The organism is Streptococcus constellatus subsp. constellatus, assembly GCF_023167545.1.
Taxonomy (GTDB): domain Bacteria; phylum Bacillota; class Bacilli; order Lactobacillales; family Streptococcaceae; genus Streptococcus; species Streptococcus constellatus.
Map to the genome: position 1 here is coordinate 1,522,042 of NZ_AP014647.1, position 19,269 is coordinate 1,541,310.

The 19,269-nt window shown below is 39.3% G+C and carries 18 protein-coding genes; 1 reads left to right on the forward strand and 17 read right to left on the reverse strand.

What is annotated here, in order from left to right:
• Window positions 1–117 precede the first annotated feature (117 nt).
• From SCSC_RS07480 to truA, 8 genes are all read right to left on the reverse strand, one after another.
• Window positions 118–807: a B3/B4 domain-containing protein gene (locus SCSC_RS07480; RefSeq protein ID WP_022524557.1), complete on the reverse strand. Its 690-nt coding sequence runs from the start codon at window positions 805–807 to the stop codon at window positions 118–120.
• A gap of 221 nt (window positions 808–1,028) precedes the next feature.
• A complete protein-coding gene (gene pyrG / locus SCSC_RS07485; RefSeq protein WP_006270281.1) occupies window positions 1,029–2,642 on the reverse strand; it encodes a CTP synthase in 1,614 nt (537 codons plus the stop codon).
• Between the two features lie 243 nt (window positions 2,643–2,885).
• Window positions 2,886–3,473, reverse strand: coding sequence for a DNA-directed RNA polymerase subunit delta (gene rpoE / locus SCSC_RS07490; protein ID WP_006270287.1), 588 nt, complete (start codon window positions 3,471–3,473; stop codon window positions 2,886–2,888).
• A gap of 235 nt (window positions 3,474–3,708) precedes the next feature.
• Window positions 3,709–4,992 carry a trigger factor gene (tig, locus tag SCSC_RS07495; RefSeq protein WP_006270234.1) on the reverse strand — a complete coding sequence of 428 codons (1,284 nt, stop codon included), beginning with the start codon at window positions 4,990–4,992 and terminating at the stop codon, window positions 3,709–3,711.
• Between the two features lie 120 nt (window positions 4,993–5,112).
• Window positions 5,113–5,676, reverse strand: coding sequence for a TIGR01440 family protein (locus SCSC_RS07500; protein ID WP_022524559.1), 564 nt, complete (start codon window positions 5,674–5,676; stop codon window positions 5,113–5,115).
• Window positions 5,677–5,760: 84 nt separating this feature from the next.
• A complete protein-coding gene (locus SCSC_RS07505) occupies window positions 5,761–6,237 on the reverse strand; it encodes an ECF transporter S component (RefSeq protein ID WP_006270221.1) in 477 nt (158 codons plus the stop codon).
• Entirely contained in the window at window positions 6,215–6,988 is a 774-nt protein-coding gene (locus SCSC_RS07510; RefSeq protein ID WP_003070587.1) for a bifunctional hydroxymethylpyrimidine kinase/phosphomethylpyrimidine kinase, read from the reverse strand. The genes SCSC_RS07505 and SCSC_RS07510 overlap by 23 nt, the downstream gene beginning before the upstream one ends.
• On the reverse strand, window positions 6,978–7,727 hold the full coding sequence (gene truA, locus SCSC_RS07515) for a tRNA pseudouridine(38-40) synthase TruA (RefSeq protein WP_003070588.1): 750 nt from the start codon (window positions 7,725–7,727) through the stop codon (window positions 6,978–6,980). The genes SCSC_RS07510 and truA overlap by 11 nt, the downstream gene beginning before the upstream one ends.
• 110 nt (window positions 7,728–7,837) lie before the next feature.
• Between truA and SCSC_RS07520 the strand changes: the two genes are divergently transcribed.
• Entirely contained in the window at window positions 7,838–8,323 is a 486-nt protein-coding gene (locus SCSC_RS07520; RefSeq protein WP_006270224.1) for an NUDIX hydrolase, read from the forward strand.
• 31 nt (window positions 8,324–8,354) lie between these two features.
• Here the strand turns inward: SCSC_RS07520 and dnaJ are convergent, their stop codons facing one another.
• From dnaJ to SCSC_RS07565, 9 genes are all read right to left on the reverse strand, one after another.
• Window positions 8,355–9,488, reverse strand: a complete 1,134-nt coding sequence (gene dnaJ, locus SCSC_RS07525) for a molecular chaperone DnaJ (RefSeq protein WP_006270223.1) — start codon at window positions 9,486–9,488, stop codon at window positions 8,355–8,357.
• A gap of 360 nt (window positions 9,489–9,848) precedes the next feature.
• Window positions 9,849–11,672 (reverse strand): molecular chaperone DnaK, encoded by a 1,824-nt coding sequence (gene dnaK / locus SCSC_RS07530; RefSeq protein ID WP_006270313.1) that lies wholly within the window; start codon window positions 11,670–11,672, stop codon window positions 9,849–9,851.
• Window positions 11,673–12,123: 451 nt separating this feature from the next.
• The gene (gene grpE / locus SCSC_RS07535; RefSeq protein ID WP_006270252.1) at window positions 12,124–12,660 is read right to left on the reverse strand and encodes a nucleotide exchange factor GrpE; all 537 of its coding nucleotides are present in this window, start codon (window positions 12,658–12,660) and stop codon (window positions 12,124–12,126) included.
• Window positions 12,661–12,695: 35 nt separating this feature from the next.
• Window positions 12,696–13,730 carry a heat-inducible transcriptional repressor HrcA gene (gene hrcA, locus SCSC_RS07540; RefSeq protein WP_006270270.1) on the reverse strand — a complete coding sequence of 345 codons (1,035 nt, stop codon included), beginning with the start codon at window positions 13,728–13,730 and terminating at the stop codon, window positions 12,696–12,698.
• A 172-nt stretch (window positions 13,731–13,902) separates the two neighbouring features.
• Entirely contained in the window at window positions 13,903–14,622 is a 720-nt protein-coding gene (locus tag SCSC_RS07545; protein ID WP_006270208.1) for a transaldolase, read from the reverse strand.
• A gap of 16 nt (window positions 14,623–14,638) precedes the next feature.
• Window positions 14,639–16,015, reverse strand: coding sequence for a PTS ascorbate transporter subunit IIC (gene ulaA / locus SCSC_RS07550; protein WP_003070596.1), 1,377 nt, complete (start codon window positions 16,013–16,015; stop codon window positions 14,639–14,641).
• A 19-nt stretch (window positions 16,016–16,034) separates the two neighbouring features.
• The gene (locus SCSC_RS07555; RefSeq protein ID WP_003035564.1) at window positions 16,035–16,313 is read right to left on the reverse strand and encodes a PTS sugar transporter subunit IIB; all 279 of its coding nucleotides are present in this window, start codon (window positions 16,311–16,313) and stop codon (window positions 16,035–16,037) included.
• The gene (locus SCSC_RS07560; RefSeq protein ID WP_006270214.1) at window positions 16,306–18,363 is read right to left on the reverse strand and encodes a BglG family transcription antiterminator; all 2,058 of its coding nucleotides are present in this window, start codon (window positions 18,361–18,363) and stop codon (window positions 16,306–16,308) included. Before SCSC_RS07560 ends, SCSC_RS07555 begins: the two co-directional genes overlap by 8 nt.
• A gap of 205 nt (window positions 18,364–18,568) precedes the next feature.
• Window positions 18,569–19,264 carry a histidine phosphatase family protein gene (locus tag SCSC_RS07565; RefSeq protein WP_006270275.1) on the reverse strand — a complete coding sequence of 232 codons (696 nt, stop codon included), beginning with the start codon at window positions 19,262–19,264 and terminating at the stop codon, window positions 18,569–18,571.
• Window positions 19,265–19,269: the final 5 nt, after the last annotated feature.

Genomic DNA, 19,269 nt, shown 5'->3' on the forward strand with positions numbered 1-19,269 from the left:
CTTACTAAAAAGTAAAGAATTTTCAAACAAATCTTTTACTAAAAAATGTGATTGTATTCCAAATGCCTTCAAAAAAACAGATTTACTTCTCGTATCCTATCAGTGAATACACTGTTTTTATGTCTTTTTCTCTGAACAAATGACATACGTTTCAAACTCCAGATTCGGCATACATTCTGCTAAATCGTTCTCAATGCGCTTCAGTGCTTCTAAACGCATTTCAACAGATGTATGAGCATTTCCTTGAATGATAAAAATAGCATTCTTTGTCTCGTCATCAAATTTATAGTGTTCTCCGTCACGAACATCTAGCCATGCTAAAATTCCTTTTTGATCACGATAAACATAATCAGTCTGTGAAACGTGTTTTTCCGTAGATAAAATCGGTAGAAAAACATCTTCTTTTTGACTAACCGTAAATTCAATTTGCCCCGCTATTTTATCCAAATCATGCCCACCGATGGCTAATAAAGAATGTAAAGATTCAACATTATAAATATCAATAATACTATTAATATTCGGGATGGATCCTCGATGTCGAATATTCCGAATAAGCGCCAAAACGGTAGGAGGATTCTTCTTGACACTACGTCCGACACTTTGCAACAAATCCTTGTAGCCTTGAATGACTGGAGTATCAGACACCTCATCGATATCGCAATTCAATGCCCACTTTTCCATCTCTTTTTGCTTTTTCAAAAATGAAGCAGGTAAAGGTGCATGTGGATCTACATTTTTAGCGATGCCAATAACCACATTTTTAATCCCAAGCATTGCGAGACTTTCATTCAATATAAACTTCATCATGATCCACCTCCGGTTAATAGTTTAGTTCATTGATTAACGATTAGAGTCTTATACTCTTGCAAAAAGACTTATATTTTCTTTAAACTATTGCTTTTTATGATAATCAAATTATAAATCTCATTCAAAATAGTGTACCAGTTTATTCTACCAATAAAATTCTCTTATGAAAGAATGATGCTAAGCAGACTTTCATGACTGCAGTCATGAAAGTCTGTCTCGCTCTATTTATTTTCACTATTTTCAACTGCTGCTGTAACAAAAGCTGTATAAAGTCCTTCTGGGCGATTAGGACGGCTAGATAATTCTGGGTGGTATTGACAAGCCACAAAGAATTTATTTTCTGGAATTTCAACAATTTCCACCAAGCGATTGTCCGGTGAAACTCCCGAGAATACAAAACCGGCATCTTCAAATTGTTGACGGAATTCATTATTAAATTCGTAACGGTGGCGGTGGCGACGCTGAACAACTTCTTGATTATCATAAGCTGCAGCTGCTTTGGACCCACGTTTTAGTTTAGACGGATAAAGTCCTAAGCGAAGTGTCCCTCCCATATCTTCCACATCAATCTGATCACGCATCAAATCAATAACAGGATGTTGCGTATCAGGGTTCAATTCTGAAGAATTAGCGTCATTAAATCCTAGCACATGGCGAGCAAATTCGACACAAGTCAACTGCATGCCGAGGCAAATTCCAAGCATTGGCACATCATTTTCACGAGCATATTGAATCGTCGCAATCTTTCCTTCCGTTCCACGATGACCAAATCCACCCGGCACAATAATCCCGTCCGCATCATTCAGCAACTCGGCGACATTTTCAGTTGTGACATCATTTGCATTGACCCAATTCAGCTTGATTTCTGCATCATTGGCATAACCAGAGTGCTTGAGAGCTTCTACAACAGAGATATACGCATCTGGCAACTCCACATATTTCCCAACAAGCACAATTTTTACTTGTTTCTTCAAGTTCATGACTTTATCAACCATAGCAGACCAATCTGTCATATCTGCTTCTGGCACGTCCAACTTCAAGTGATCACAAACGATTTGGTCCATGTTTTGTACTTGCAAATTCAGCGGAATTTGATACAAATGTTCCACATCTAGCGACTCAATCACTGCTTCTGGTGCTACATCACAAAATTGTGCCAATTTGTTCTTAATATTTTGGCCAGCCGGTTTTTCAGTACGAATAACAAGCATGTTCGGTTGAATTCCAAGACCACGCAATTCTTTTACAGAATGCTGAGTGGGCTTCGTTTTCATTTCCCCAGCAGCTTTCAGATAAGGAAGCAATGTCGTGTGGATATACATCACATTATCTGCACCAACATCTGCCTTCATTTGACGAAGTGCTTCTAAGAATGGCAAACTTTCAATATCTCCAACAGTTCCTCCTACTTCTGTGATAATCACGTCAGAGTCTGTTGTCGTTGCAGCGCGTTTAATTTTTTCTTTTAGAGCATCTGTAATGTGTGGAATGACTTGAACAGTTGCTCCAAGGTACTCACCTTTACGTTCTTTACGAAGAACTTCGCTATAAATCTTACCCGTTGTCACATTTGAATATTTATTTAAGTTGATATCAATAAAGCGTTCATAATGCCCGAGGTCTAAGTCAGTTTCTGCACCATCATCCGTCACAAATACTTCCCCATGTTGATAGGGGCTCATCGTTCCTGGGTCAATATTGATATATGGATCAAACTTTTGAATGGTTACCTTAAGACCACGATTTTTCAAAAGACGACCAAGACTTGCTGCCACAATCCCTTTACCGATCGAACTAACTACACCACCTGTAACAAAAATATATTTTGTTGCCATACATTCTCCTTATCTAAGATACAAAACTCATTTAGAAAACACACGAAAATGGGAAACGACTATTCATAAATCAACCTTTGCTTTTTCGATGTTTTCAGGCGTGTTCACTTCTAATAGCAAAAACAAAAACAGCTCCCTAGAGCTAGGGAGCTTTTGACTTCTTAAAAGAAGTGCCCGATATTATAATATCGCAGAATAAATTTTTTGTCAAATAAGAACAGAAGCAAACGTTAGCGGACTTAACTATTCTTCATCCTCTGAATCCACCTCATCATCTGAATAGTCTTCATCCTCTTCATTGAGTTCGACTTCTTCACCTAAATCATCAGGTGCAATTTCATTGATTTCAGCATCATACGCTTCTACTTCACTCTTTTCGTCGTCCGGATTATCCTCGTCATAATTAAGGGTAGGATCTGCTTCATATGAGTCTTCATCTTCTGGATCATCGTCATTGTAATCAATGGCATTTTCATCTCCGTCCATAAAGGCATTCACACGTTTTTTCTTCCGTTTCTTAGGAGTTTCTTCATCGTTATCTTCAAGGGCGATAATTTCCTCATCCACCTCGTCAATCGCATACCATGAACGCAAGCCCCATTTGTTATCTCCTAGAGGAATGAAACTGCCGTCTACATTTAACTCTGTATAAAAAAGCGGCAAGGCTTCACGAATATCACTATTTGATTTTTCAAGGTAATTTTGAATTTCATTGACAAGGTCATTAAAATACATTTCATGATTGCGACCACGTGTCTCTAAAATAGCACGCGCCACTTCAATCATAGAAAGTTCACTTTTTTCTTGTCCAGCAAATACTTCTAATTCCAAAATTGATCTCCTTTTAAGGTTTAAGAGCTTTTTTAGACTTGCTCTTAAAAATTAATTTGTTGAATTTTCGCTACTTTTTATTGTACGATAAAAATCTTCTTTCGTCAAAAAGAATTTTATTTTCCAATCAAGAAAATCACTCTTTTTCATCAAAATGACTTCTACTTTTATATAAAAGAAGCAAAAAGGCAATTCAGCCGAATCTCCGACTGAATTTGCCTTATGTATCATTAGATTATTTTACTTTTGCAGTACTTGTAATCAATTCAACGGCTTTTTTAATAACAATATCATGTTTCAACATATCTGTTGAAAGAAGTTGACGAACACGCTCCACTTCCATATTGTAGTCAGTTGCAAGTGAAGAAATTTCTGCTTCGATGTCTTCATCGCTCGCTTCAAATCCTTCTGCTTTTGCAACAGCTTCAATCACAAGATTAGTCTTAGTACGTTTTTCAGCGTCAGCTTCATGTTGTTTATGAAGATCTTCTTGAGTTGTACCAGTGATTTGGAAGTACATGTCTGGTGAAATACCTTGACGTTGCATGTTCCCAAGAAATTCATTTACAGAGCGATGAACTTCTTCGTGAACCATTTCTTCTGGCAATTCAACGATTTCTGCATTTTCTACTGCAAGGTCAAGTGCCGCAGATTCAACTGCATCATCAAACGCAATTTCTTTTGATTCAGCCAATTCTTTGCGGTATTTTTCTTTTAATTCATCCAGTGTTTCAACACCTTCATCAATGTCTTTGGCAAGTTCGTCATCTACTTCTGGAACTTCTTTTTCTTTGACTTCATGAATCGTAGTCACAAATTTAGCATCTTTACCTGCAAGATCTGTTGCTTGATAGTCTTCTGGGAATGTCACGTTTACTTCTACTGTTTCACCAGCAGCATGTCCAACTAATTGGTCTTCAAAACCTGGAATGAATTGACCGCTTCCAAGTTCAAGTGAGAAGTTATCTCCTTTACCACCATCAAATTCAACGCCGTCAACTGTTCCAACAAAATCAATCACAACTGTATCACCATTAGCAGCCTTATCTTCTTTCAATACAAGTTCTGCTAAATTATTGCGTTCGCGTTCAACTTTTGCATCTACATCTGCATCAGATACTTCTTTAGAGACATCAACAGATACTTCTAAGTTTTTATACTCACCTAATTTTACTTCGGGTTTTGTAACCACTTCCGCAGTAATGGTCCAATCTTGACCTTTTTCCATAGACGCCACATCAAATTGTGGTTGAGCAACAACTTCGATCTCTGCTTCTTTAACAGCAGCTTCATAAGCAGCTGGGAGAAGAGCATTTAATGTATCTTGGTAAAGAGCTTCTTCACCAAATCTTTGATTAAACACTGGACGAGGAAGATGACCTTTACGGAAACCTGGTACATTCAGATTTTTCTTAACTGAGTTAAATACACGATCCAATTCTGGCTTGATTTGTTCTTGACTAATTGTAAATGTCAAAACTCCGCGATTTGTTTCTTTGCTTTCAAATGATACAGACATTCTGTCATTTCTCCTTAAAATTTATTGAATACAATCAATTATACCATAAATACACGTTATTTCACAAATTTTCTAATGAAAAATTTAACGATTTTTCCGTCCATTTGCTGATTTTGCTCTTTATGCTTTTCGAATTTTATCTTTTTGGTAAGCAGCTCGCGCTCCACCGATTAGCTTTGGACGACTGGCAAGCGCAGTCACATGCGCTTCTCCGAGTTCTCTCAAAATTGGTCGTACTGGAATTTGGACGTGCTTAATATGCATACCAATTGCTGTATCTCCGATATCCATCCCTGCTTGAGCCGTAATAAATTCCACTTCAACTGGGTTGTTCATATATTTAAAAGCTGCTAATTGACCACTTCCACCAGCATGAAGAGTTGGCAACACATTGACAATTTCCAGATTTTGTTTCTGCGCCAATTCTTTCTCCACGACCAAAGCACGATTGACATGTTCACATCCCTGAACTGCCAAGTAAATTCCGCGAAGTGACAACATATCCAACATAGTTTTGACAACAACTTCTCCCACTTCTTGACTGGAATTTTTTCCAATATGCCCTCCAATCACCTCACTGGAAGACAAGCCCAGTACAAAAATATCACCGGAAGATAGTGCTGATTTCTCTAAAACATCTGCTAAAATGGTTTGAGTTTGTTTTTTCAATTCTTGTAAATTCATCATTTTACTTCGTTTCATTTTGTCATAAATACTTCTGAATATATTTACAAATAGAGCTTTTAAAAGCCCAAGAGGACACCGCCCTTATTTGTTTAACTTTTTCAAAACATCTGTCAACAGTTTATTCAAAATAGATCCGACAATTATCCCTAAGGTATTTTGGCAAAAGTTAGGAAATATTTCTGGAAAAGCCGCTCCCCAACCATGCATGATAGTGGAAGCAACAGCATAACCTCCTACCATAACAAGCGTAGCTAACACCAAACCGAGATAACGACTTTTTCCTTTAAAACCTGCAAAATATCCTTGTAAACTATGAAAAATCAAGCTAAAGAACATCCACTGTGGATAACCCGAAAGCAAATCAATGAGAAACCCAGCTAAACCACCGACGATGGCTCCTTCTTTTCTGCCAAAATAAAAGGCGGTAAAGAAAATACCTGCATCAAGGAACGTTAAAATCCCCGTTGGTGTTGGAATTTTTAAATAGTAGCCCAAAACAACTGTCAACGCAGCAATCATGGACAAAAGGACAAGTTTATATGTCTGATTTTTTTTCATATTGAACAACCCCATATTGATCTGAATGTTGGATAGCTTGGTAAACAAATTTTTTTGAAATTTGAACTGCTTCAACAATTGATTTTCCTAACACTAACTGACTGGCAATGCTAGAAGCAAAGGTACAGCCAGCGCCCGTGTTATTGTTGTCTAAAACAGGTGATTCCAGAAATTGAAACTGCTCTCCATTATAAAAAACATCAACTGCTTTTTGAGAATCTAGACGATTCCCTCCTTTGATAACAACGGATTTAGCACCTAAGAAATGGAAAATTCTAGCCGCTTCTTTTACGTCTTCCACCGTTCGCAACTCTTTTTGAGCCAATAGTTCGGCTTCTGGTAAATTAGGCGTGATAATACTTGCATAAGGGAAAAATTTAATCAGTTCCTCTCGAAGTGCTGAGACCTCGACATCATGAGTTTCCTTGCAAACCAAGACAGGATCTAATACGACAGGAATGCCTGCATGAGCTTTCACAAAATCCAAGGCCAAATCTGCTATTTCAACATTTGGTAAGAGTCCTAGTTTGATGGCTGAGAAAGGCACATTCTTGAGAGAATGAAGCTGCTGAGAAAAAACAGTAGAATCAACAGGAATGACTTCAAAACCTTGCTCTGTCATGGCTGTCAGGCAAGTCACTGCCACAAAACCATGCAGTTGATTGACTGTATAAGTAGCTAAATCAGCGTGCAATCCGCCACCACTAAAGATATCATTCCCTGAAATTGCCAGAATAAGATTATTCTTCATATCGTATCTCCTTTAGATAAAGTCCGTTTGGTGCTGCTGTTGGTCCAGCCAAATGACGATTTTTCTCTGTTAAAATTCTATCAATTTGCTCAACTGGCATTCGTTTATTTCCAATTTTCAATAAAGTACCGACCATATTGCGAATTTGCTTATACAAGAAGCCATTGCCAGAGAAAGTAAAAATCAGAAAGTTGCGCTTCTCATCAAAATCTAAGTATGCTTTTGTAATCGTCCGAACTTTATTTTCCACACTAGTCCCTGAAGCTGTAAAACCTGTAAAATCATGAGTTCCTTCTAACTTTTCAATAGCTTCTTCAATCAAACTCAAATCAAGCGGATAAGGGTAATGGGTTGCATAATGGCGCATCATAGGATTTTTAGGACGCCCGATATCCACTATAAATTCATAGGTCTTGCTGTGTTTACAATATCTTGAATGAAAATCTTCATTCACCTCTTCTACGCTAATAAAATCAATGTCTTCTGGTGTCTGCGTATCAAGTGCGAAACGTAGTTTTTCTTCATCCCTTTTTTGTGGTAAATTAAAATGAATTACCTGCCCCAAAGCATGAACGCCACTGTCTGTGCGTCCAGCTCCATGAACGATGACAGGCTTTCCTCTATTGATTTTAGTTAAAGTCTTTTCAATCTCTTCTTGAACGCTGCGAGCATGAGGTTGCCGCTGAAAACCAGCAAAGTCATGACCATCGTAAGAAATAATCGCTTTATATCGTGTCATGTGTTTATTGTAACAAGAAATAAATTGGAAAACAAGAAACTAAAAACACAACTGTCCGGGGACAGATTTTCATTAAAAATATGCTACACTAGAATACGGAGGAAAGATAAATGACTGATATTACTTTTTGCGAAAAGAAATCTCGATTTCGTTACAAAGCTGCTGCCGTCATTATTGAAGAAGGCGCGCTTGCTTTTATGACCAATCCAAACGAGGATTATTTTTATCCTTTAGGTGGAGCTGTTCAGCTAGGAGAAACTTCAGAAGAAGCTGTTCTTCGAGAAATTAAGGAAGAAACTGGACAGGACTACGAAATCGATCGATTGCTGTTCATTCACGAAAATTTTTTCCAACAAAGTTCTGGCAAATTAGCCGGTCTGAATTGCCATGAAATTTCCTTTTATTACTTGATGAAGTCAAAAGGCCAGCAGTTCCCAAGCTTTTCTGCTGCCGAAACAGTTGAATGGATTCCACTAGATCGAATGGATGAGTATCAAGCCTACCCAAATTTTCTAGCAAAACTTGTTTCCACACAACCAACTGGTATCAAGCGCGTCATCACCAAAGATGAAAAACACACAATTTTATCCTTATAATATAAAAGAGCAGCGTCAAACTGCTCTTTTCTTATTGCTCAAAGGCATCTTTCATTTTATCAAAGAAGCCCTTTTTCTTTGGATTGACTTTAATATCACCAGCTTCTGCGAACTCTTTCAACGCTGCTTTTTGTTTGTCGTTAAGTCCTGTCGGTGTTACAACATTAACTGTGACATACTGGTCACCCATGCTTCCGCCACGCAAGCTCGGAGCTCCTTTGCCACGCAGACGGAAACGTTTGCCAGTCTGTGTTCCTTCTGGGATATTCAGCTCCACATCCCCGTGAACAGTTGGAATATCCACACTGTCACCTAAAGCTGCTTGGACAAAGTTGAGATTGAGCTTGTAGTAAATGGTAGATCCGTCTCGCTCAAACTTATCGCTCGGCTCAACTTGGACCACGACATAAAGGTCACCATAAGGACCGCCATTAAACCCTGCTTCACCTTGACCAGACAGACGAACCTGCTGACCAGTTTCAACACCTGCTGGGATTTTTACATGGACACTATGAGCTTGTTTTTCATGCCCTGTTCCGTGACAGGTTTGGCAAGGTTCTTTAATTTCTTGCCCTCGCCCATGACAGACATCACAAGTTACTTGGCGACGCATCATACCAAGAGGAGTTTGCGTATCAACATTAATCACTCCTGCTCCGTGACAGCGACTACAAGTGACTGGACTAGTTCCTGGTTTCGCACCCGAACCATGACAAGTATGGCAGGTGGCCTCACGATGATATTTAATTTCTTTATCTGTACCAAAAATGGCTTCTTCAAACTTCAGGTTGACCCGATATTGAAGGTCATCCCCTTGACGAGGTGCGTTTGGATTGCGACTTGCACCGCCTCCACCAAAGAAGCTAGAGAAAATATCTTCAAAGCCACCAAAGCTAGAACCATCAAAGCCACCGAAACCGCCAGTTCCACCGCCGAAGCCGGCATTAGCACCTGCGGTACCATATTGATCATAGGCTGCCCGTTTTTGCTCATCGCTCAAGGTTTCATAAGCCTCTTGGACTTCTTTATATTTTTCTTCAGCACCTGGTTCTTTATTGATGTCTGGATGATACTTTTTAGATAATTTCCGATAGGCTCTCTTGATCTCGTCTTGAGAAGCATTCTTGGAGACGCCTAGACGGTCATAATATTCTGTATTGTTCATTTAAGATACCAAGACCGTAAAATTCGACTGAAAAATAGGAAATCAGGCGACGGAGCGATGCTCCTAGGCTGATTTCTCTTTTTTCTGAGAATTTAGGTCGGGTTCAGTTCCTTTCTAACTTAGTATAAGAAAGAACCGGAAGTTTCCATTCCAATTTCTTTCTTACCGAAAAACAGAGGCTGGCTTACAACCTCTGGATTTCTTCCTATCATTACGACGTTCGAGTTTTAAAAATCAAACTAGTAATGCTGAATCGAGCACGCCCTAACCTCTTGGTGAAAAAGATAAATCTTTCTAGAAACTAAAGTTTCTGCATCAGATTTCCTATTTTCACTGTGAGGTTTTAACGGGCTTTGCATCTTATTTTTCAGTAAACTCTCCGTCTACGACGTCATCGCCTGCGTTTCCTGTTGCTTGTGCGCCTTCTGCTCCTGCTTGAGCTTGTTGAGCTGCTGCGGCTTGTTCGTAGAGTTTAACAGCAAGTCCTTGAGCTTTTTCGTTCAAAGCTTCGAGTTTTGCTTTCATTTCGTCCAAGTTGTTGTCTTCTTGAGCTTTCTTAAGGTCATCAAGGGCAGCTTGGGCAGCATCACGTTCTGCGTCGAAGCCTTTGCCTTCAGTTTCCTTGATAGTCTTTTCAGTTGCAAAGATAGCTTGGTCTACTTCGTTACGAAGGTCTACTTCTTCTTTACGTTTCTTATCTGCTTCAGCATTTGCTTCTGCATCTTTCATCATACGGTCGATTTCTTCATCAGTCAAACCTGAGTTAGATTGGATGACAATTGTTTGTTCTTTTTGAGTTCCAAGGTCTTTAGCCTTAACAGATACAATACCGTTCTTGTCAATGTCAAATGTCACTTCGATTTGAGGAATTCCACGAGGTGCAGCTGGGATATCAGTCAATTGGAAACGTCCAAGAGTCTTGTTATCTGCTGCCATTGGGCGTTCACCTTGAAGAACATGGATATCAACGGCTGGTTGGTTATCTGCTGCAGTTGAAAAGACTTGTGATTTAGAAGTTGGAATAGTAGTGTTGCGATCGATAAGTTTTGTGAAGACGCCACCCATTGTTTCGATACCAAGTGACAATGGAGTTACGTCAAGAAGGACAACGTCTTTGACATCACCAGTAATAACACCACCTTGGATAGCAGCACCCATGGCAACTACTTCATCAGGGTTAACTGATTTGTTTGGTTCTTTACCAGTTTCAGCCTTAACAGCTTCCACAACGGCAGGGATACGAGTTGATCCACCAACTAGGATAACTTCATCGATTTCTGACAGAGAAAGTCCAGCGTCAGATAGAGCACGACGAACAGGACCTTTTGTACGTTCTACAAGATCACGTGTTAAATCATCAAATTTAGCACGAGTCAAGGTCATTTCCAAGTGAAGAGGTCCAGCAGCACCCGCAGTGATAAATGGCAAGCTGATTTGTGTTGAAGTCACACCTGAAAGGTCTTTCTTAGCTTTTTCAGCTGCATCTTTCAAACGTTGAACAGCCATCTTGTCAGCTGACAAGTCGATACCATTTTCTTTCTTGAATTCTGCTACCAAGTAGTCGATAATCTTTTGGTCAAAGTCGTCACCACCGAGTTTGTTGTCCCCTGCAGTTGCCAATACATCAAAGACACCGTCACCGAGTTCAAGGATAGACACGTCGAATGTACCACCACCAAGGTCGAATACCAAGACTTTTTCTTCTTTGTCAGTCTTGTCCAAACCATAAGCAAGAGCTGCTGCTGTTGGTTCGTTAACAATACGTTCTACTTCAAGACCAGCGATTTTACCAGCGTCTTTTGTTGCTTGACGTTGGGCATCGTTAAAGTAGGCTGGAACTGTGATAACAGCCTTCGTTACTTTTTCACCAAGGTAGTCTTCAGCATAACCTTTCAAGTATTGAAGGATCATAGCTGAGATTTCTTGTGGAGTGTATTCTTTACCGTTAGCAGAAACTTTTTCAGAAGTTCCCATCTTAGATTTGATAGAGATAACAGTATCTGGGTTTGTAACTGCTTGGCGTTTTGCTGCATCACCAACAATGATTTCACCATTTTTGAATGACACTACAGACGGAGTTGTGCGGTTTCCTTCTGGGTTTGCGATGATTTTGCTTTCAGTTCCTTCAAGAACTGCAACTGCTGAGTTTGTTGTACCTAAGTCAATACCGATAATTTTAGACATAATAATGATACCAAGAACGCCGACAATGCGACTGAAAATTAGGGAACCAACGAAGCATTCGATGAATGCCAGGCGGTTTATCTATTTTCCGAGCATTTCGTTCGGGTTCAAATCCTTTCTTATTTCCTATTTTTACTTTAATTTTCTTTTTGATACTCTTCTTAGGTGGCGACGCCGTCAGAGCTTGACTTCGTCAATCTCTTTGACTAAACTTTGAGCCTAAAGTCTCAAAGTTTGCGTAAGTAGCGCCACGACAAAGAGTATCGTCTTTGGTTCGCTTCGCTCATCAGAAGCAAAGCTAAACGAATGTTTTCTTCCTTCATAGTTTATTGTCGTTTCGGACAAGCTTTACGCAGTAGCTGATTGGCAGTTCACTTCGCAAACGCTCGTGACCAGCCTAATCACCCTTGCGGGGCTGCGTCAACGAAATCACAGATTTCTGACTTACCGCCTAATTATAAACAACCACCATTGCTGGTCGAAGAATACGATCGTGAAGTTTGTAGCCTTTTTGGAAGACCTGTGCGATGGTATCTGCTGGGTGCTCGTCGTCAGCTGGAACTGTTTGGATGGCCATGTGATAGTTATGGTCAAATGCTCCGTCAGCTGCGATTTCTTCAATTCCCTCTTCCTTCAGAGCGTGAATTAAGCTTTCCTGCACCATCTCTAAGCCTTTTTTGACATCATCCGTCAACCCTTCGACAGCCAGGGCTCGCTCTAAATTGTCCAACGAAGGCAAGATAGCTTTTGCCAGGTCTTGACTGCGGTATCTTTGCAGCTGCTGGCGTTCTTCATTTGCTCGGCGCTGGATGTTCTGCATTTCTGCATGAGCACGGAGATATTTGTTTTCAAAATCTTCTGCCCGCTCATTAGCTAGTTCTAATTCTGTTTTTTCAGGACTTACTGATTCAACCTGCTCAGTTGTTTCTACAGCTTCCTCTTTTACTTCTACATCTTCTGGATGTTCTTCTTGTTTATGTTTTGCCACAAGGCACCTCCTTTTTAGGAATATTTATACTATAATTAATGGACTTCATAGTGATTACTACTCAGATATCGATAAAAATCAGTCAATTTCATGGTCAGCACACGGTTGACAACATTCATCTGGCTAACCAGCCGTTGGTAATCAAGATTAACCGGACCAACAACTGCCAGCACCCCAAAACCTCGATAAGGAATGAGGAATTTGCTGGAAATTAGAGTCAAATCAGCCAAACAGCTTTCTCTGCTGTCTGCCACGCGCACACTTTGCATCTGATCTTCAGCTAAACTATCTCGAAGCTCAAAAGCTACTTTTTGGGGCTGATCAAAGAACTGATAACTCTCTAAATCTGCAAAATCTAATAATCTTACCTTCCCAGACACAATGACATTTTCTTTGAAAATATCACTAAAGATATGCTCGAAAAGATCCAGAACATTGTCGGTCGTTGTAAAATAACGCTGGATAATCTGAGGAATCTCTGTTCGGATTTTATAGTGAATATCAAGAACTGTTTGTCCTAAAAAACGATCTTGAATCAATTCTTTCAGCTGAACCAAATCACCTCGTAGGAAATTACGGGGGATCACGAACTGGCTGGTAATCGTATTGGACTCATCTAAAGTGAAAACTGCTAAAGCTGTATGTTGGCTGAGAATCACGATGTCAAAAGCAGTCAAGCGTTGTTGACTTGGCTCTACATCAAGTGCTGCCACTGTACATCCGCTCAACATTGAAAGAACATCTGCTGCCTGTTGAAGAACATCCTCTAACTTGAAGAATTCACGATCAAATGCCTTTATCACTTCATAGAGTTCATTTTCAGCAAGACGATCAAAGGAAAGTGAATGTTTGACAAAGTATTGAAAACCTGCAACACTAGGCTTACGGCCACTTGATGTGTGTGCTTTTTCTAAAAGGCCTTGTTTTTCAAGAATAGCCATATCATTACGAATCGTCGCACTGCTTGATTTGATTGACTCTTGTAGCGCTTTGGATCCGACTGGCTCGTGGGTCTTGGTAAAGATATCAATAATCAAATTCAAAATCTCATTTTGACGCTCCGTGACCACGGCATCACCTCCAATCAAGATTCCAATCTCAATTAGCACTCAACCGACTCGAGTGCTAACTCATGATTCTATTATACACTCTTCCACACCAAAGTCAAGACAAAAACTCAAAAAATTAGCACTCTTTTTACAAGAGTGCTAAAAATCAGACTTAAGATGAAGTATTTGCACATCATTCTTCTATTATCTTAAACCCTAAGCTAGTGCTATCACGGAGAAACATCTGAACAGTTTCCAATGAATACTCATATAGATCTTTGCCATTGAGAGATAATTTTTGAATCAAATCTGGTGTACAAGTGATAATATCTACACCTAACTCGTCTGCTTGATAAATATTGTATGCTTCTCGTGGACTCGCCCACAGCAATTCCACACTAGATTTTTGATGACATAAAGTCAAAGATTCTTTCATAATCGGTATCGGATCCACACCTGTATCAGCTATCCGCCCCGCAAAGACAGAAACGATTGATGGCAGTCCTGCCTTTAAAACTGGCACAATTTCCTTGACTTGTTCTACAGTAAACACCGCTGTCACATTAACTTTAATTCCTTTAGATGTTAATCGATCAATGAGAGGAAGAGTTGATTCACCTCGAGAATTGATGCCCGGAATTTTCACATAGACATTTTCACCGAGAGAAGCTAAGAATTCCGCTTCTTTCTCCATGATTTCCATCTCGTCTGAAAACACCTCAAATGACACTGGAAATTCTGTAATTTTTGTCAACACTTCTTTGGCAAATTCTACATAACTTGTAATGCCCGCTTTTTTCATTAGACTAGGATTGGTCGTAAAACCCGATACTAACCCAGACTCTAAATCCTTTAACATCTTATCCAATACCGCACCATCTGAGTAAACTTTAATAGATAATGTTTTAACCATATTTTTCTCCTTTATGTTATTCTTCAGAAATATTATTTAAAGCTGTATTTCCCTTTGTAATGATGGATGGTAACAGTAAAACCACGACTAAAACCGCTACAATCAGATAAACACCGATTTGTCCAATGGAATTTCCAACATTACCCAGCAAAATTCCAAATACGCCAAAGTCAAAATCGCCAAACGTTGTATTTGCAAAACCCAATTTTCCTAAAACGGGTAAGAGCGTTGCAGGAAGAAAGGCTAGAAACAAGCCATTTACAAAAGATCCCAAAATAGCTCCACGTCTCCCCCCTGTTGCATTTCCGAATATTCCAGCAGTTGCTCCACAGAAAAAGTGAGGCACCATACCAGGGACAATCAAAACACCACCAATTGCTCCTAACACGAACATACCAAGCAAACCTCCAAGGAAACTAAAAGCAAAACCGAGAATAACAGCCGTCGGAGCATAAGGAAAGAATACAGCACAATCCACAGCAGGAACAGCATTCGGAATCAATTTCATTGCGATACCTTGGAAAGCTGGAATCAAATCTGCCAAAATCATCCGAACACCAGCATAAACGATAGCGACACCAACTGCGAATGTCAAACCGCCTACAATAGCAAAGATGAACGGATTTTTCCCTGCTGCTAATTCTGTTACAGTTTTAGGATTATTGATGAGACAGGCTACAACTGCAATGAGGTAAAATACGACCATTACCAAGCCTGTCGAAATGGTTGTATTTCTCAAAAAACTCCACTTCTCAGAGATATGCAATTCTTCCGTACTGGGACTGTTTTTGCCAACTTTAGAACCAATCCAAGCTGACAGATAGTAACCCAGACTACCAAAATGTCCCATAGCAATCTCATCTCCATCGGTGACTTTCAGAGTATACTTTTGCCCGATAGCTGGCGAAATTGCAGACCAGGCCCCAAGAATAAAGCCGCCAACCGCAACTAAAGCCATTCCTTTAAAGCCAATCGCTCCCAATACTGCAGACAAAAGACAAGCCATAAAGAAACTATGGTGTCCTGTTAAAAAGATATATTTGAATCGCGTGAAACGTGCAAACAAAATATTTAAAACCAAGCCAACAATCAAGATTGACATGGTTTCAACACCTAAAATCTTTTGAGCTACCGAAGTTACAGCTTCATTATTTGGTACAACCCCTGTAATGCCAAAGCCTTGGTCAATCAAAGTAGCCAAAGGAGCTAGGTTTTGTTGGATAACAGTCGCTCCAGCAGCTAACATCAAATACCCTAGAATAGGTCCTAATGTTCCTGTCAACACCTTGTGACTCGGAGTGCGCAAAGCGACTAAGCCAACGAAGGCAATCAGGCCCATCAAAAACGCAGGTTCGCTCAAAATATTTTGTAAAAAAGTCAGTACTCCATTCATCATAAAACCTCCATTCTTATTAAGGATTCATTTCTTCTAAAACTGGAACCAAATCTGCTTCAATCTTCTTACGATTTGTGTAGCTTTTGACAATACAGACTTTGGTTTCTACTGGAAAAATATCTTTAAATTCTTTAACTGTTACGTAAAGATCGGCACCTTTTCCGACTGCAGCATTTGAGTCACAAGACTCTACCTCCACTTCGATACCCAAATCTTTAGCTATTGCTTCCACCTTTAAACGTAGTAAAAGACTGCTGCCGATACCATTTCCACAAACTGTTACAATTTTAATCATAGCTTTCTCCTTTCTCAATTGCTTCTGTGATGATGCATAGTATTTCATCAATTGTTTCCGCCCTAATTAAGCTCCCTACTACTCCTTCATCATCCAAAATCATTGCCAGCTCCTGTAACGATTTCAAATGAGAAGTCGAATCAACTGCAGCCAAGACAAAAATTAGTTGAACTTGCTTTTCCTCATCTCCTTCATCTGTTATATCAAAATCCACAGGTTGTTTGAGTTGCAATAAACTAATTCCCAATTTATCAACTCCGTATTCAGGCGATGCATGTGGAACAGCAACCCTTGGTGCCAGTACAATATATGGTCCCATTTGCTCCACCGAATCAATCATCCCTTCCACATAAGATTGGTGGATATAACCTTGTTCCAGCAATGGAGCAGATGCCACTTGAATCGCTTTCTTCCAATCAGGCACACACTCTATCTGCCTTATTAATTTTCTTTCCAGTAAATCTACCAAACCATATCCTCCTAGTTCTTGTTTTTCTTGATTACCCATGATGTAAGTCGATAATTCTCTGCGAAGCTTACTCATATCCTTAATCTCTGCATGCCTATGGATAATCTGCAATAATTCTTCAACAGAAATTCCCATTTCATCTATATTAAAGTCGGTACAAACTTGTTTTTTCAACATGATTTTCTCCATTGAATTCATCAGAGGTTTTAACAAATAAAGTGGCTTATTCGTTTCAAAATAAATTGTTGAAAAAATCATGTCGTAAGTAGAAACACCAATTTCTTTCACCTGTTTTAGCTGGTGCACCTCTCGAAATACCATTTTAGGAAATAGCTGCTTTAACTCCGACTGAAGAATCAAAGAAGAACTAACACCATTTGGACAAATAGTTAGAGCAGTCAACTTCGCACTCTGATTTGATGTCCCAATCTGCTCCAGATACCCACCAAAATGAATGGTGAAATAAGCAATTTCATCATTGCTAATCGTCTTTTTCAAATATTTTTCCAAAGGGCTCAAACTTCGCCTTACAAGATGAAAGAGTGAATTGAAATCCTTTAGAATCTGCTCTTTTAAAGGATTATTCAATGGAATATCAAACAAAAGTCGATAAAAAGCCGGATAAAGATGAGCATATAAATCTTTTCTAAATTGAATGGAATCTCTAAATTCAATCCCTGTATAAGCTTTTACTTGATTGATAATCCGATCCATAATGAAAATCATTAACGGGTCTGGATTGTCTATCAAATCTCCTTGAATACATCCTGCTAACCGACTCATGATAAAATAACGTTTCTGCTCTAGCAAAGGATAAGAAACCACCAACTCTTTCACAAGTCTCCCTATGGAAGATTGTTCCATTTTCGATAAATATGGAGGTCCAATGACAGTCTGTTCTTCCCATTGTTGGCTAACCAAAACTGCTAATAAGTAGCTCACTGCTTTGGTTTTTTCAAAAATAAAAACCAAATGATATTGACAGCCCAAATCATATAAGAAGTTATAAATCTCTTCAACATTTATTTGAATCTGGCATTCATCCAGCACATATTTGATGACCCAACTGCCACTAGCTTTGGCTAAAATATTTTCTACCACTTGCTCAAGTAGAAGCATACGCTTTGTGTCGGTTGCACGTATAATGTAACCTTCTTGTCGAGTATAGACAAGTTGCCCCCCATATTTCTTTGCCTGCAATCTCGCTTTTTTTAAATCAGATAAAACCGAATTTTTACTCATCTGAAGTAAGCATTGCAAATGAGTATTAGAGACAAAATCAGTATTCAATAGAATATAAAGTATGATCATATCCAATCGCTCTTCAAAGAACAAATATTCACCTGAGTCTAATGACATCCGGGAAAATAGATCATTGAGAGAAATATCTGGCATTTGAATATACGATTCTTCTATTTGTATCCGTGGTAAACCCACACTAAACAATATATCATTGATTTTACGTATATCCGTCAGCACCATTTTTCTATTGGATTTTAGGAGAACAGCTAATTCTAATATAGAGGCATTCGGATAGCTAGAAAAGATTTGAAATTTTTCAATGAGCTCATTTGATAACACGATGATACCTCCTACAATTTTAGTATAATATAAAAAGTATCCGCTTTCAATTCAGATTCAGCCCAATTTATTACCCAGGTCATTAGCTTCGAATTGTGCTTTGGTCGAGAAATATATGAAAAAGCAGGGAAATTTCCCTGCTTTTTCATATACAAATTCTATCTAAACTCCCTTGATTTGTTCATATCAGTTGATTTTGAACACTTTATTTTGCTGACTGTTCTGCTAGTTCTTTTGCCCCCACTGTGCGATAAGACATATCACCAACATATTCAACTGTAAAGCGACCCTCTTCGTACTCAACAACCGTCACACTACCATTATCTAAACCATGCGGCCTTGTTTGGTCAATGAGATATACAAAAGTTCCAATAGTCATGCCGTGGCTAGCAATCAAAGCATTGCCACCACCAAAGGCTTCTATTTCTTTTGCAATGTCTGAAAATCCTGTCCAAATACGATTGCTCAATTGTTCCCAAGGTTCAGCCCAACCAGCAGTATCCACTTCCACCAGACCTTCGGCCAACTCAGGATAACTCAATTGATGAACATGCTCTACGTTAAAAACACGCGGCATCACTCCCATGAACAATTCGCCATCATAGGCTCCATCAAAACTGCCAAAACACCATTCGCGAAGTCGTTTATCTGTGCGATAAGGAATGCGTCCTGTTAAACCGAGTTCCTCTAGCAGAATCCCCATGGTTTGAATCGTCCGCCCACTATCACTAGAAAAAGCTTTTGCAAATTGAATCCCAGACTTGCGAAGTCCAATCCCTAGCTCACGAATTCCACGTTCTCCCACAGCGGTCAAAGGTGTATCAGACCAGCCTTGTGCCCGACCGATTGTATTAAACATGGTTTTCCCATGGCGAACAATGTATAATCTTGTTTTTGCCATATCTT